General features: G+C 62.4%; 14 protein-coding genes and 1 tRNA gene. 10 read left to right on the top strand and 5 right to left on the bottom strand.

Going from position 1 to position 14,747, the window contains the following annotated elements; translation table 11 throughout:
• Window positions 1-155 precede the first annotated feature (155 nt).
• Window positions 156-1,955 (bottom strand): DNA mismatch repair endonuclease MutL, encoded by a 1,800-nt coding sequence (gene mutL, locus FHS50_RS02890; protein ID WP_183932880.1) that lies wholly within the window; start codon window positions 1,953-1,955, stop codon window positions 156-158.
• Window positions 1,956-2,107: 152 nt separating this feature from the next.
• Here mutL and FHS50_RS02885 point away from each other — a divergent pair, with 152 nt between their 5' ends.
• The 6 genes from FHS50_RS02885 to FHS50_RS02860 all read left to right on the top strand — a co-directional run bounded on the left by FHS50_RS02885 (window position 2,108) and on the right by FHS50_RS02860 (window position 7,752).
• Window positions 2,108-3,151, top strand: a complete 1,044-nt coding sequence (locus FHS50_RS02885) for a rod shape-determining protein (RefSeq protein ID WP_183932879.1) — start codon at window positions 2,108-2,110, stop codon at window positions 3,149-3,151.
• Window positions 3,152-3,160: 9 nt separating this feature from the next.
• Entirely contained in the window at window positions 3,161-4,036 is an 876-nt protein-coding gene (mreC, locus tag FHS50_RS02880; protein WP_183932878.1) for a rod shape-determining protein MreC, read from the top strand.
• Window positions 4,033-4,560, top strand: a complete 528-nt coding sequence (mreD, locus tag FHS50_RS02875) for a rod shape-determining protein MreD (protein ID WP_183932877.1) — start codon at window positions 4,033-4,035, stop codon at window positions 4,558-4,560. The genes mreC and mreD overlap by 4 nt, the downstream gene beginning before the upstream one ends.
• On the top strand, window positions 4,557-6,479 hold the full coding sequence (mrdA, locus tag FHS50_RS02870; protein WP_183932876.1) for a penicillin-binding protein 2: 1,923 nt from the start codon (window positions 4,557-4,559) through the stop codon (window positions 6,477-6,479). Before mreD ends, mrdA begins: the two co-directional genes overlap by 4 nt.
• Window positions 6,476-7,588, top strand: coding sequence for a rod shape-determining protein RodA (gene rodA, locus FHS50_RS02865; protein ID WP_183932875.1), 1,113 nt, complete (start codon window positions 6,476-6,478; stop codon window positions 7,586-7,588). The genes mrdA and rodA overlap by 4 nt, the downstream gene beginning before the upstream one ends.
• Window positions 7,589-7,676: 88 nt before the next feature.
• Window positions 7,677-7,752 (top strand) — tRNA-Lys (locus FHS50_RS02860).
• A gap of 320 nt (window positions 7,753-8,072) precedes the next feature.
• Here FHS50_RS02860 and FHS50_RS02855 read toward each other — a convergent pair.
• The 3 genes from FHS50_RS02855 to FHS50_RS02850 are packed head-to-tail and all read right to left on the bottom strand — an operon-like array spanning window position 8,073 to window position 9,952.
• Window positions 8,073-9,404: a dihydrolipoyl dehydrogenase family protein gene (locus FHS50_RS02855; RefSeq protein ID WP_183932874.1), complete on the bottom strand. Its 1,332-nt coding sequence runs from the start codon at window positions 9,402-9,404 to the stop codon at window positions 8,073-8,075.
• Window positions 9,397-9,612: a GDCCVxC domain-containing (seleno)protein gene (locus FHS50_RS10775; RefSeq protein ID WP_281376315.1), complete on the bottom strand. Its 216-nt coding sequence runs from the start codon at window positions 9,610-9,612 to the stop codon at window positions 9,397-9,399. The genes FHS50_RS02855 and FHS50_RS10775 overlap by 8 nt, the downstream gene beginning before the upstream one ends.
• Entirely contained in the window at window positions 9,605-9,952 is a 348-nt protein-coding gene (locus FHS50_RS02850; protein ID WP_183932873.1) for a mercuric transporter MerT family protein, read from the bottom strand. The genes FHS50_RS10775 and FHS50_RS02850 overlap by 8 nt, the downstream gene beginning before the upstream one ends.
• A gap of 74 nt (window positions 9,953-10,026) precedes the next feature.
• Here FHS50_RS02850 and FHS50_RS10770 point away from each other — a divergent pair, with 74 nt between their 5' ends.
• From FHS50_RS10770 to FHS50_RS02830, 4 genes are all read left to right on the top strand, one after another.
• Window positions 10,027-10,434 carry a MerR family transcriptional regulator gene (locus tag FHS50_RS10770; RefSeq protein WP_183932872.1) on the top strand — a complete coding sequence of 136 codons (408 nt, stop codon included), beginning with the start codon at window positions 10,027-10,029 and terminating at the stop codon, window positions 10,432-10,434.
• Window positions 10,435-10,868: 434 nt separating this feature from the next.
• Window positions 10,869-11,834 carry a hypothetical protein gene (locus tag FHS50_RS02840; RefSeq protein ID WP_183932871.1) on the top strand — a complete coding sequence of 322 codons (966 nt, stop codon included), beginning with the start codon at window positions 10,869-10,871 and terminating at the stop codon, window positions 11,832-11,834.
• 84 nt (window positions 11,835-11,918) lie between these two features.
• On the top strand, window positions 11,919-13,145 hold the full coding sequence (locus tag FHS50_RS02835; RefSeq protein ID WP_183932870.1) for an MFS transporter: 1,227 nt from the start codon (window positions 11,919-11,921) through the stop codon (window positions 13,143-13,145).
• Window positions 13,146-13,473: 328 nt separating this feature from the next.
• Window positions 13,474-14,340, top strand: coding sequence for an OmpA family protein (locus tag FHS50_RS02830; RefSeq protein WP_183933865.1), 867 nt, complete (start codon window positions 13,474-13,476; stop codon window positions 14,338-14,340).
• Between the two features lie 85 nt (window positions 14,341-14,425).
• Here FHS50_RS02830 and FHS50_RS02825 read toward each other — a convergent pair whose 3' ends face one another.
• Window positions 14,426-14,677: a hypothetical protein gene (locus tag FHS50_RS02825; RefSeq protein ID WP_183932869.1), complete on the bottom strand. Its 252-nt coding sequence runs from the start codon at window positions 14,675-14,677 to the stop codon at window positions 14,426-14,428.
• Between the last annotated feature and the right edge of the window lie 70 nt (window positions 14,678-14,747).

The following is a 14,747-nucleotide window of genomic DNA, read 5'->3' as shown; positions in this document are numbered from 1 at the left end:
GCATGAACGGACGATGAGAAAGCTGTAAGCTCGCGTTCATCCGGCATTTCGCTCGATGAATGATGGAATTCTTTCAGTGATTTAGATGCCGGCAAGCCGTTCGTCGAAAGGCGCGAAAATCTCTTCGCGCTCCCGCACACACTCCGCGAATCAGCCTATTTTCGCCCGAACAGCTTCTCGATATCGTCATGCGCCAGCTTCACCCAGGTCGGGCGGCCATGGTTGCACGACCCGCTGTGCGGAGTGACTTCCATTTCGCGCAAGAGGCTGTTCATCTCGGGCACCGACAGCACGCGCCCCGCGCGCACCGAACCATGGCAGGCAATCGTCCCAGCCACTTCATCGAGCCGGTCGCGCAAGGCAAGCGCCGTTCCCAGCTCGGCCAGTTCGGCGGCGAGATCGGAAAGAAGCGCGGGCGCCTTCACACGGTCACCCAGCGGCGCAGGCACCGCGCGCACCAGCATGGTAGCGGGCCCGAACCGCTCGATCTCGAGCCCCAGCTTGGCCAATTCCCCGGCCGCTTCCTCGAGCCGGTCGCAATCGGCTTCGTCCATCTCGACAGGCTCGGGGATCAGCAGCGGCTGCGACATCACCCGCTCGCCCTTCACCGCCCGTCGCATCCGTTCGAGCACCAGCCGCTCATGCGCGGCATGCTGGTCGACGATCACCAGCCCGTCGCTCGCTTCGGCGACGATATAGGTCGCCGAAACCTGCCCCCGCGCCGCGCCGAGCGGATAGCGTTCGGCATCAGGGGTCGGCGCTTCGGCGGGCTCGGCCCGGGCCTGCGGCGGCGCCGCGAAAGTGGATTGGCTTTCCCACACGCTCGACTGACTCGGTGGCAGTGGCGCGGCAGGCGCATCGCGCACTTCGCCAAAGGGCCGGACGGGCGACGCCTCCGAAGAAGGCGCCTGCGCTCCCACCGGCTCGACCTGCCAGGCGGCAGGCTGGGCATGCTGTTCGCGCGCCGCCGACAGATGCCCCGCTTCCTCGAGCGCATGGCGCAAGCCCCCGACGATCAGCCCGCGCACGCCCGCGGCATCGTGGAAACGCACTTCGGTCTTGGCGGGATGAACATTGATATCCACTGCGTCGGTCGGCAGGTCGAGAAACAGCGCGGCGATCGGATGACGGTCGCGCGGCAACAGGTCGCGATAGGCACCGCGCAGCGCCCCGACGAGCAAGCGGTCCTTCACGGGCCGCTTGTTGACGAACAGATATTGCTGGTCCCCCATTCCCCGGTTGAAGGTCGGCAGGCTCACCACCCCGGTCATTCGCATCTCGCCCCGCGCGGTGTCGATGCCGAGGCCATGGCGCGCAAGCTCGGGGGTCAACAGCGACGCCACGCGCTGCGGCGCGCTCTGCGGCTGCACCTCGATCACGCGCCGCCCGTCATGCTCGAAGACGAAGCCGACATCGCTGCGGGCCATCGCCAGCCTGCGCATGACATCGAGGCAGGCCTGATATTCGGAGCGCGGCGTGCGCAGAAACTTGCGGCGCGCGGGCACCTTGGCGAAGATCTGCTCGACCCGGATGCGCGTACCGGGCGGCAATGCGGCGGGCCCTTCCTTCACCCGTTCGCCATGATCGACGATGATCTGCCAGCCTTCTTCGCCGCGCACCCGGCTCTCGAGGGTGAACTGCGACACGCTCGCAATCGAGGGCAGCGCTTCGCCGCGAAATCCGAAGCTCGACACATTCTCGATATGCGCGTCGGGAAGTTTCGAGGTCGCATGCCTCTCGAGCGCCAGCGCCATGTCGGCGGGGCTCATGCCATGGCCGTCATCGACCACCTCGACCTTCTCGATCCCGCCCGAGGCGATCCGCACGGTGACGTTCGCCGCCCCGGCATCCAGAGCATTTTCAACGAGTTCCTTGAGCGCGCTTGCCGGACGCTCCACGACTTCGCCCGCGGCAATGCGATTGATGAGGTCCGAGGGCAGCCTTCTTATTGACATATGGCCCCTTCTAGCCCAATCCGGAACTTCACGCGAAGTGCTGTTTTTCTTAGGAAATTCATGCTTCTTTCATCGGTAGCGGATTAACCCGTTGTGAAAGGGCGTTAGCGCCCGTTCATCAGCAGATAAAGCGAAAGCGAGTAACGCCTCTTATGTTCTGGAACCGCTGGTTCAAATGGATGAGCCATGACATGGCCATCGATCTCGGCACCGCCAACACGCTGGTCTATGTACGCGGACGCGGCATCGTTCTCAACGAACCGTCGGTCGTTGCGATCGAGACCGAGAATGGCATCAAGAAGGTCAAGGCGGTCGGCGACGACGCCAAGCTGATGATGGGCAAGACCCCCGACCAGATCGAGGCGATCCGCCCGCTGCGCGACGGCGTCATCGCCGACATCGATGTCGCCGAACAGATGATCAAGCATTTCATCGAGAAGGTGCATGGCGGCAGGATGCGCGCCTGGCGTTTCCCCGAAATCGTGATCTGCGTGCCGTCGGGTTCGACCAGCGTCGAACGGCGCGCGATCCGTGACGCGGCTTCCAACGCGGGCGCCAGCGCGGTGTGGCTGATCGAGGAACCGATGGCCGCCGCGATCGGCGCCGACATGCCGGTCACCGAACCGGTGGGCTCGATGGTCGTCGACATCGGCGGTGGCACCACCGAAGTCGCCGTCCTCTCGCTGCGCGGCCTTGCCTACACCACCTCGGTGCGCGTCGGCGGCGACAAGATGGACGAAGCCATTTCCTCTTATGTCCGCCGCAACCACAACCTCCTGATCGGCGAAGCCACCGCCGAGCGGATCAAGAAGGAAGTCGGCATCGCCAAGCCCCCGCTCGACGGGATCGGCGAGACGGTCCACATCAAGGGCCGCGACCTCGTCAACGGCGTGCCCAAGGAAATCTCGATCAACCAGGGCCAGATTGCCGAAGCGCTTTCGGAACCCGTGGGCACCATCGTCGAGGGCGTGCGCATCGCGCTCGAAAATACCGCTCCCGAACTGGCCGCCGACATTTGCGACCAGGGCATAGTGCTTACCGGCGGCGGCGCGCTTCTCGAAGGCCTCGACGAGGTTCTCCGCGACGAGACCGGCCTGCCGGTGACGGTTGCCGAGGATCCTCTGACCTGCGTGGCGATCGGCACCGGCCGGGCGCTCGAGGAGGAACAGTTCCGCGGCGTCCTCCAGACCGCATAGGGTGGATTGATGGCGCCGCCGATGATCCGGCGCTCGGGCTGGTCCCGACGGGCGCAATACAGCCTGTTCTTCGGGTTCGTTGCGCTTGTCGCCGGGGCGGTGCTGGGTCTTGTCCTGCTCACCGTCTCGCTGGTGGCACCGCGTACCTTTGCCGATATCAGGGGCGCCGCGATCGACGCCACGCGCCCCATTGCAGAAACCGGCAGCGCGGTGGCCGCGACGGTCGAGGGCCTCGCCAGCGGCGCGGGCGACTATTGGGATGCCGCCGAACAGAATGCCGCGCTCCGCGAGGAGCGTGACGAACTGCGCCGCCGCCTGATCGAGGCCGAAGCGGTGATGCGCGAGAATATCCGCCTCAAGCAGACGATCGGCCTCGTCGAACGCTCGCGCGAACCCATCGCCACCGGCCGTATCATCGGATCGAGCCAGGACAGCCCGCGACGCTTCGCGGTGCTTTCGGTGGGCAGCGAGAATGGCGTCGCCAACGGCATGCCAGTGCGCTCGAGCCGCGGCCTCATCGGGCGGGTGGTCGATACCGGCCGCTTCGCCAGCCGCGTCCTCCTCGTTTCCGACCGGGCCAACGTAGTGCCCGCCAAGCTGTTGCGCACCGACGAAGCGGTGATCGCCAAGGGGCGCGGCGACGGCACCATCGACATCCGTCCGCTCGAGGTTGGCCGCAATCCCTTTCGTCCGGGCGACATCATCGCGACCAGCGGGACAGGCGGCCTTTATCCCCCGCTCGTTCCGGTCGCGAAGGTGATCCGTCTCGACGATGACGGCGCGATCGCGGTGCCCATGGCCCGCCCCGCCGAAAGCGGTTTCGCCATCGTCGAACCTCCCTTCGAACCCGCCGCTCTCGCCAGTGACCCGCTGGGAGACGAATGATGGGGCGGCGCTCGCTCTCCAGTAGCGCGCAATTCCGCCGTGGCCCGGTTCCCGGCGCGGCCTATTGGCCACCCGCAATGGTGCTGCTCGCCAGCTTCTTCGCGCTCTGGCCGGTGATCAGCTTCCGTGGCTGGTGGCCCGACATGGCGCTGCTTTTCCTCATTGCCTGGCGGCTGCAACGCCCCCTCGCCTTCAGTCCCTGGTTCGCCCCGGTCGCGGGCCTCTTCAACGATCTGGTCGCAGGCCATATGATCGGCTTGAGTGTCTTCACCTTCTCGCTGGCGATGATCGTGGCCGAATTGATCGAACGACGCAGGGAATGGCGCGACTATGCCTCCGAATGGCTGGTCGCCGCGATCCTCATCGCGGTCGCCGAGCTGGTGCAATGGCAGGTCGCGCGCCTCAATGGCGCCGATGTGCCGCTCGCGGCCAACGGGGCGCCGATCGTCATCGCCGTGCTGCTCTTCCCGCTCATCGCGGGGATCGTCAACTGGGCCGACGCCAAGAGGCTGCGCGATCGATGAAGCGCGTCACCGAACAGAATCGCGAGCAGCTTTTTTCCCGCCGCATGATGCTGGTGGGCGGGCTTCAGGCGACCTTTGGCGCGGCACTCATCGCCCGTCTCGGCTATCTCTCGATCAGCCAGAACAAATATTACCAGACGCTCGCCGAGGACAATCGCGTCCAGATGATCATCGTCCCGCCGCGCCGCGGCTGGATCGTCGATCGTCATGGCGCGCCCATCGCGATCAACCAGTCGGCGTTCCGCGTCGACGCGATCCCCGACCAGATGGACAAGGAGAATATCGACCGCGAGCTCGATCTTCTCACCCAATTGCTCGACATCGATCCCGAGGAACGCCAGCGCATCCGTGACGAGATCATGTCGAAGAGCGGCTATCGCCCAGTGCAGGTCGCGGACAATATTCCCTACGATCAATATGCCGCGGTAACGGTCCGCCTGCCCGAACTTCCGGGCATCGAACCGATGCGCGGCTTCCGCCGCTTCTATCCCGCCGGCCCCGCGGTCGGGCATCTCGTCGGCTATGTCGGCGCCGCCAGCCGGGAGGAATATGAAGCCGAGGATAACAATCCGCTGCTCGTCACCCCGGGCTTCAAGATCGGCAAGGAAGGCCTCGAGGAAACGCTCGAGAAGCGCCTGCGCGGACAGCCGGGCGGCCAGCGCGTCGAATTGACCGCGCGCGGACGCCTCGTGCGCGAACTCGAACCCAAGCCCGACCGTTCGGGCGGCACGGTGCAACTCGCGCTCGACGCGGGCCTCCATGAATTTGCCGCGCGCCGCATGGGGCTGGAATCGGGCGCCTGCATCGTGCTCGACTGCCTGACCGGCGAAATCCTCGCGATGGCCTCGATGCCCGCTTACGATCCCAACAGCTTCTCCGACGGCATCGGGCGCACCGAATGGCGGCTTCTTTCCGAGAATGAGCGCCGCCCGCTGGTCAACAAGACGCTCAATGCCCTTTATCCCCCGGGCTCGACCCTCAAGCCGATGGCCTCGCTCGCGCTCCAGGGCCAGGGCATCGACCCCGAAGAACGCGTCTTCTGTCCCGGCGGCTACCAGCTCGGCAACCGTTTCTTCCGCTGCCTCGGCAAGCATGGCTCGGTCGACATGAACCGCGCCATCGCCAAAAGCTGCAACACCTATTTCTACGCCATGGGCCACCGCGTCGGCTATGACGTGATCGCCGACATGGCGCGCAAATTGACGCTCGGCGCGACTTATGACCTGCCGGTCGTCAGCCAAAGCTATGGCACCATTCCCGACAGCGAATGGAAGATGCGCAAATATGACCGGCCCTGGACCTCGGCGGATACGCTCAACGCCATCATCGGCCAGGGCTATGTCATCCTCAATCCGCTGCAACTCGCGGTGATGTCGGGGCGCATCGCCTCGGGCCGGGCGATCGACCCCAAGCTGGTCGGCGTCCATCCCAAGCCCGCGCCTCTGCTCGACATCCCGACCCAGCATCTCGACGTCGCACGGCGCGGCATGTGGCAGGTCGTCAATGGCGACGGCACCGCGGGCGCCAGCCGCCTGCCCCTCGACGGCATCGAGATGGGCGGCAAGACCGGCACCGCGCAGGTCCGCCGCCTCTCTTCGGGCGACGGGCGCAATGTGCCGTGGAAATATCGCGACCACGGGCTCTTCATCGGCTTTGCCCCGGTGGACAAGCCGCGCTTCGCGGTCTCGGTGGTGATCGAACATGGGATGGGCGGCAGCCGCGCCGCCGCGCCGGTCGCACGCGACGTGCTCACTTATCTCTACGACCGGGAAAAGGCGATGGCATCGCTCGAACAGATGGAAGAACAATGGGGCGGCAGCCTCAAGCAGCGCACGGCGGCCTTCCACCAGCATGTCCTCGACGTCGCCAACGCCAATGCCGCGCCTTCGCCCACGCCGAGCGAAGGGGACGGCGCGTGATCATCGTCCCACGCCCCGTCGCCCAGCTTCCGTGGCGCGTGATCTTCCTCATCATCGCCATCGGCACGATGGGGCTGATGACGCTCTATTCGACCGCCGGCGGCTCGCTCCAGCCTTGGGCATTGCGCCAAGGCAGCATCTTCATCGCGCTTCTGGGCGTCGCCATCGCGATACGCTACATGCCCGTCAGCTTCATCAAGTCGATGACTCCGCTGGCCTATCTGGCGGTGCTGGGTCTGCTCGTCGCGGTGGAACTGGTCGGCTTCGTCGGCAAGGGCGCCCAACGCTGGATCGACCTCGGCTTCATGAAGCTCCAGCCCTCCGAATTCATGAAGCCCGTGCTCGTCCTCATGCTCGCCCGCTTCTACGAGCTTCTGCCCACCGGCGACATCCGCAAGTGGCGAGCGATCTGGCCCGCCGCGGCGCTGATCGGCATTCCCGCGGGCCTCACCATGATCCAGCCCGATCTGGGCACCTCGCTGGTGCTCATGCTCGGCGGCATCGCAGTCATGTTCCTCGCAGGCCTGCCCGCCTGGCTGTTCATCACCGGCGGCCTCGCCACGGCGGCGGCGATCCCGCTCGCCTTCAGCTTCCTCCACGAATATCAGCAGCGCCGCATCCTCATCTTCCTCGATCCCGAAAGCGATCCCCTGGGCGCGGGCTACAACCTGTCCCAGTCGAAGATCGCGATCGGTTCGGGCGGGGTCTGGGGCAAAGGCTATCTCAACGGCTCGCAAAGCCATCTCCAATATCTGCCCGAAGGCCATACCGATTTCATCTTCTCGGCGATGGTCGAGGAATGGGGCCTTGTCGGCGGCGTGCTGATGATCCTGGGATTCGCGGGGATCCTCGGCTGGGGTTTGAGGGTCGCGCGCCGCGCCAACGACCGCTTCTCGCAGCTCGCCGCGGCGGGCCTCACCACAAATCTCTTCTTCTACGTCACGATCAACCTGATGATGGTGATGGGGCTGGCACCCGTCGTCGGCATCCCGCTACCGCTGGTCAGCTTCGGCGGATCGGCGGTAATGACGGTGCTCCTGTCGATCGGCGTGCTGATGGCGATCGACCGCAAATCGCAGACCGACACGCGCCGTCCGGGCTGGGGATGAAAATAAGATGTTGCGCATGCGAAAAGCGGGTGTTAGAGGCCGCGCCCGCAGCGCAACCGATCCTCGGTTCAAGCATTGCCCTTAGTGTGGACGCATAGCTCAGTTGGTAGAGCAGCTGACTCTTAATCAGCGGGTCCTAGGTTCGAGCCCTAGTGCGTCCACCATTTTTCCCTCGATATCTGAACCGCTTAAGGGAAGTCTTTCGGACCTCCGTGACTTGCCGGTTTGCAATCTGCCCCTGTTCTCGAGGCTATAGATATCAATAGGTTGCGGATCGACTGCAAACCGAAAAGCAAAATCTCGGTGCCGTGCGCTGACCTGGCGGCAACCGCGTCATCGGGGGTAACCGATCGCGTTGCCGCCGCCTCCCACCGGATACGCAGACGGAAGACGGCGGCCCATTTTTCCTCAGAAAATCTCCACCTTTTTGGGTGAATTGAATTCCGACAACTCTGTCGGATGTTCCGTGGGTTTGGCGCTTCCCTCAGCCGAGCATATAGCCCACGTCCGACGCGCCCGTGGGATAGGCAAACATTGTGCTCTTAAGATCATCGGCGGTGAGGCCATGGCGCACTGCAAGTGCGAAAATATTGATGACCTCATCTGCCCCCGGCCCAACGATATGGGCACCGAGGACACGCCCACTATCGCGTTCGATCAACATCTTGTGCCCGTAGATTTCGGCATTGAGTCGACGGGCTGAAAACCACTTGGAGTGCGCTCCGGCGTCGACATCGAAATCCAGCCCCGCATCGCACGCTTCCTTTTCAAGCAGTCCGACCCGGGCAGCGGGCGGCACGGTAAACAGAGCGGACGGCACACCCATATAATTGGGTTCGCGGCCGCTCCCTTCCAGAATGTTCTCCACGACGACCTTCGCATCGTGACTCGATACCGGCGTGAGCGGTGGCCCCGAAGCAGCGGCATCGCCAGCCGCATAGACATGCTCATTGGTTTCGCTGCACAGCTGTGGGGTCAGGAGGAGGCGCCCATTCGCCGCCGCAATATTGGCCGCTTCGAGATCGAGCGCCTCCAGCGCCGGAACTCGCCCGGCTGAATGCACGGCCATATCCACGGTCAATTGTTGGTCGCCAACATGAACGCGCAGGCTCTGAGCATCTTTCGTAATGCCTGTCACTGCACCGTCGACAATCTCGATGCCGAGCCTCTCGAAGCTGGGTAAAAGCCATTCGACGATATCGGGGTCGAATGCCTGCAGGACGCGGCCGCGCTGGACAATCGTGACCTTCGCACCGGCTCTCGCCGCAAGATGGGCCAGCTCCGCCGCAATATAACCGCCGCCCACGAAAAGGATGTGCTCGGGAAGTTTTTCAAGCTCGAGAAAGACATCGCTGTGAGTGAGATGCGTCTCGCCTTCGATATCCAAAGTGCGCGGCTGGGCGCCGGTAGCAATCAGAATATGATCCGCTTCAAGCAAATCACTGTCCACGGCCAATGAACATGAACCGACAAAGCGAGCCTTCCCGTGGAAGGTAGCAACGCCGGCGCGCTCGTATCTTGCTTGTTGTTTGTCCGGCACCGGATCGGTGAAGCTTCGCTTGAACTCCTGCAGATCGCGCCAGTTGATCTGTATATCACCGTCGATGCCGTGACCACGCATCCGCGAAAAGGCGGCAACTACCTCCTCGCCGCTGACCAGCATCTTTTTGGGGTCACAGCCACGCAATGCGCACGTGCCGCCGTAAGGGCGATAGTCGATAACAGCGCATCTCTTGCCCGCCTTGGCCATTCGATGGACGGCGACCTGTGCTGCGGTACCGGAGCCAATGGCAATGAAATCAAACTTGTCAGTCATCGCAGCAACCTTCTCCCTGCTGAATGGGTGGACAGGCTATCGACCCGTACGAACAGAAGACGCAGCAATCGCCTGGCAAAGGCTTCAAGACCACTCCGCATCCCGAACAGTCGTAAAAATACTGGCAGGCGTCGGTGGGCATGACCTCTTCCTTCTCGGTGCCACATTGCGGACAACGCAGTCTGGAGAGCGGGATGACATCAGCCATAGAAAAATGCTCCTACGAGCAGGCCGAGGCCGATTACCAGACCTGCGAGCGTGGCGTAGCGATAGGTCGGACTCGCGCAGGCTGCATCGGCAGGGCAACTGCGTGCGCGCCGGAATTGCCTAGTAACTTGAACCGCTCCGACGAGTAGGAGCAGTGCGGCAACGATCAGCAGGGGTTCGCGATAGGGGGCGACGATCGGCGAGATCCCTCCAAGCCAAGCCGTGCCAATCCCGGCCGAGACCAGCGCCAAGGGAAGCGCACAACAGGCTGCCGCTCCGAATGACGCGAGGATACCTCCCCCTGTCGTCAGTGCGGACCACCAGGAATTGCCACTGCTCATCGCTAGACGCCTTCCAAGTTGATAGCTTCTCCCTATCTAATCTCTGTAGGCACTACAGACTCAAGGGGTGCGGAATGAAGATCGGTAAGCTGTCCGCTCAAACCGGCTGCAAAATCGAGACGATCCGGTACTATGAACGCGTCGGCTTGATTGCCGCGCCCCCCAGAAAGGGAACGTATCGCGATTATTCGCCAGCTGATGTCGACACGCTGCGCTTTATCAGGCGAGGCAGAGAGCTCGGCTTCTCGCTGGATGAGATCCGCACGCTGCTCAGCCTTGCGCCTCGCCAGAACATTCACTGCGATGAAGTGCAACAGATCGCAAAGCGCCAGCTGGCTAGCGTACAAATCAAGATTGCCGATCTAGGGGAGATGGAAAAAGCACTGACTTCAATGATCGAGCAGTGTGGCGAGATGAGCGGGGGTTACTGCCCTGTGATCCAGAGTCTCGCGGGTAAACAGTATGACCCAAGTCCGCTTTGAGGGATATTTGGCCGGGCCGGAAGACTGAGAGAGGGCGCAAAGCGGAGAGTCGGCGCACCTTTATTCCATTCGAACTATTCCGTCCGCCTCAAAGCAATGCAGGGCATTGTAGTCACTGAATTTGTCGGAACGAGTACTGAAATCATTGAAACTGCGCAGGACTCTTAATCAGCGGGTCCTAGGTTCGAGCCCTAGTGCGTCCACCATTTTCCCAAAAACTTAGCGCCGAAACGGAAGCTACATTCCGACATTTTAGCGGCGGTCTTTCCGACAGATCGGCTGCTCGGTCTTTTCCCTACATGTTTCTTGAGCAGCTGAAGTAGGGCGCCATCGCCAAATGTCCTACGATCACGACACGACCCTTCAGATGTGGGAGGGATAGGAAGCTAGCAACATGCTTGCATCTCGTTTCGAAAAGCTGCCTTGAATGCGGCATGGACGAGAAACGCCGGAAAGCCCTCGAAGAAAGACGGGCAAAGATGCAAGCTGATCTTGCCCGATCTCCGGGCGACGACGAAATGCAAAAGGCGCTAGATCAAAGAGGAGTGCCATTCGAACCGTCGCAAGTTGGACTATGGACGCCTCAGTATTTGGCCATCTCATCTTCGCGGATTGACTGGAGCAGGTCACCCTTGGCAGCAGAATGTTGGAAGTCGGAGGGTCTGGCAGCACGAGTCGAGGCCGTCGGCAAACTATTGCAGCGCGTTGCAGCTCCGTCGGATTGGCTCCACTTCTTTTTCGACGACAGTTCAAGCGGGATCGATCTCCAGCAAACTCATGCGCTGCGGGCGCTGGACATCCTCCTCGATACTAGACGAGAAGTCTGGATAACCGCTCGACCGGCCAATTGGCTCATCGAGGTCGACAGGTGCGGAACCACAAGGCTGGCTTTGCCCCCTATCCTGGGTCCCACGGCCGCAGCGGCAGCGGTCGAGCGACAGATGGCATATGTCGGTGCCCTCGTCCGGCCTTTGCGCGAGGACGGAGTTCCGGTGAGTGTTTATGCACGAGATGACCCGGCGGGACCCGATCTACCCCGAGGTGCGGTCGTCTATAACTGGCGTCAGAACAAGCGGACCGAAGGCTTGCCTTTGGATCGAGGTGACTACCAGGGACTTGCAGCAAGATTGAGAGAATTTCTCGAACAGACGGCACCCGGCATAACCCTTCTCGCCTACGATCTTGGTTATGATGACTCGCCCATTGTTTTGACTGAAGCCGAAAAGCTATTGGAACGTCCGCAACTGCTGATGGCGCCGATCGAATGCGGAGCTTACGAAAAGCACGTAAACGGACTTCTTTTGTCCGCCTTCAGCCTCTTCCCTCCCGATGGAAGCTGGGTGGTCAGCGTGCACGCCGATGGTCCGCGCTGGAAGGTAGAGTCAACGGCCTGGAAATGAATTTCAAATTGCTGGGCGATCCGTCACCCAATCGGTGATAGCCAAGGGCTGGATCACAAGTATCGAGCGAACTAGGTGCAGAGCATGTCCGGCTCTCTCCTATCGGTGCGCACCATCCTGGTGGCGATCTTCATGCTCATGGGGGGCAGCGGGTTTCTCGCCACGCTGATTGCAATCCGGCTTGAGCAAGCGGGCCAGGGCGCGTTTCTCATCGGGTTGGTGGCGACAAGCTACTTCGCGGGCTTGACGCTAGGTGCCCTCAAGGTACCTGCGCTTATTGGCCGGATTGGTCACATCCGGGCGTTTGCTGCATTCGTCTCCTTTTACTCGGCCAGCAGCCTCACATACGCGATCCTCGACATGCCCGCGGTATGGCTCATTCTTCGCTTTGCCGACGGTTTCGTGATGAGCGGCGTCTTCGTTTGTCTGGAAAGCTGGCTGAACAGCCTTGCCCGCCCTCGCAATCGCAGCGCCATCCTCGCGTCGTACATGATCGCTCTCTACCTGGGGCAGGCCATCGGGCAATTCTTGCTCAACCTCGGCGACAACGCTCCGGCGCTTCCTTTCATGGCTTCCGCGGTGCTGCTGTCCCTCTCGGTTCTGCCGATCGTCATGACACCTATCGAGCAGCCGGCAATCGAGGAGGCGGCACCTTTTTCGCTCAGGCGTCTCTACGAAACCTCGCCACTTGGAACCGTCGGATCCGTCTCGACGGGCGTAATGCTCGGCGCCTTCTACGCGCTGGGCGCCGTTTACGTGCAGCGGATCGGACTACCCCTGGCGCAGGTGGCACTGTTCACTTCGTGCGTCATATTCGGCGGTGTGGCGCTTCAATATCCGCTCGGACGGTTGTCCGACAGGTTCGACAGGCGTCACGTGATCATCGGCTGCCTCGTTCTGACCGCGGTCCTGTGTGGCGTCCTGACGATCGTCAGCCACCTGCCGATGATCCTGATTTTCGGCTCGATATTCGGCGGCTTCTCTTTCGCCCTCTACCCCCTTTGCGTCGCGCACTCGAACGACCACCTCGACGAGCGCGATAGGGTCAGCGCCAGCAGTGGGCTCGTCATGGCCTATTCTGTCGGCGCCGCCGCCGGACCCGTGATGGGTTCACTAGCGATGGGGGCCCTGGGCCCCTCGGGCTTGTTCGGAACCATCGGAGCCGTGGCACTGCTCACCGCCCTCTTCGGCTTGTGGCGCACGGCGGTAAGCAAGCCGGTGCCGGCGGCACAACAGCAAGATTTCCAGGCACTTCCTCGCACAACCCCGATGGCGACCATGATGGAGGACAAGACTGAAGCTGGATCGTAGACCAGTCGGATCCGTGCGGCCGATCTCTTTTAAGCAGCGGTTCGAAAGCAAAAGATCGCCTCGATGGCATTCCGCAGCCTGACTTTGGCCTTCCTCGAGCGCTCATCGCGATCTCTTTCCCGACACGGCTCGCCGCTCCCACCGCCCGCCACACCCGTAAATTTAATGGCGGCTAAACAACGCGCCGAGGCATTCATCTGGCAGCAAGGGATGGATGAACAGCCGTGAGGCCGAAGCGGCCGAAAAGTCTGTCGCCTACGCGGCAGAACGGTCACTTGAAGGAGCAAAGTTTGTGAACATTTTCAATCGTTACAAGATATCCCTGCTTATGGCCGCGGTGGCGATCCCGGCCAGCGCGGTCTCCGCTCAACAGACCGGAGAAACGGACCCGATCACGGTAAGCGGCCAACTCCCGGAAACGCTGGAGGGTCTGCCCGAAGGTCCCGAACTCAAGGGCTTCATCGCCGCGCGCCGAGGAGGCCAGATGCAGGTAGCCGGCGATGACGGCGCCAGCACGGTGGTCCTCGTCGCGCCGAGCACCGAGATCCGGTCCAGCGGCGGCTTCCTCGGCCTCGACAAGGACAATCTGGCCGCGGACTCGCTGCTCAACGGGCTGCCGGTCAAGGTCGAGACGGTGCAATGGGGTGGCGGCCTGATCGCGACCAAGGTCAAGCTCAAGGAAAAGAACCTCGAGACCGCGTCGATGATCCGTAACGGTACCGCGCAGCGTTTTGGCGAACATGATACCGCCATTGCCGAAAACGCGGCGGCGACCGAGGCACTTCGCGGCCGCTTCGGCGACATCGACCAATACAATATCAAGGCCACCACCGACATCTATTTCGACACGGGCAAGTGGGCGATTTCGAGCGAAGACGTAAGCCAGCTGTGCGCCGCGGCGCACGAGGCTAGCGGCATCGACAATGCGCTCCTGCTAGTCGTCGGCTATACCGATTCTGTCGGCAACGAAGACTATAACCAGGTGCTAAGCGAGAAGCGCGCCGGCAAGGTCGTCAACACCTTGCAGCAAAAATGCGGTTGGGCGCCGTATCGCATGCTGACCCCTACCGGGATGTCCGAGGCTGACCCGGCGGCGGACAATGCAACTCCGCAAGGCAGGGCCCAAAACCGTCGCGTTGCGGTCAACATCCTTGTCAGCAAGGCCGTCGACGGCATGGAACAGCCCGGCGGTTAGAGTTCGAACAGTCTCTGGCGGTTCCCGGTCCATGCAGGGAGCCGCCAGAGCCTGATGATGCGCATCGCGCCAAGCGCACCCGACCTCATCGGCGCTTCCACTGGATTGCCGCATAAGGGAAGATAAAAACCGGCAAAGAACGTGCCAGATGCCCTGAACGAAGTGCCCGGCGATCATCTTCGAAACTTTGACGGTCGAGTTGGGGCGCAAAGCGGACATTCTTCGCACCCCGGAAATCCATGATCGGAACGGCCCGCGACGGCCCATTCTTTTCCTTTGTGCGCGAACGGCTGCTGGTGATAAAGGGGCCGATCACATCGGGAAGGTCGAAATGCACGAAGTATGCACCGACGTTGCGCCTTGCGATCTCGTTCGCCAGTGACCCCCAACATGCCACCTCGCCCCAC

The organism is Sphingomicrobium lutaoense (genome assembly GCF_014195685.1).
GTDB lineage: Bacteria > Pseudomonadota > Alphaproteobacteria > Sphingomonadales > Sphingomonadaceae > Sphingomicrobium > Sphingomicrobium lutaoense.
The sequence above is the reverse complement of the archived record's forward strand: the minus strand, read 5'-3'. Positions and strand labels throughout refer to the sequence as shown.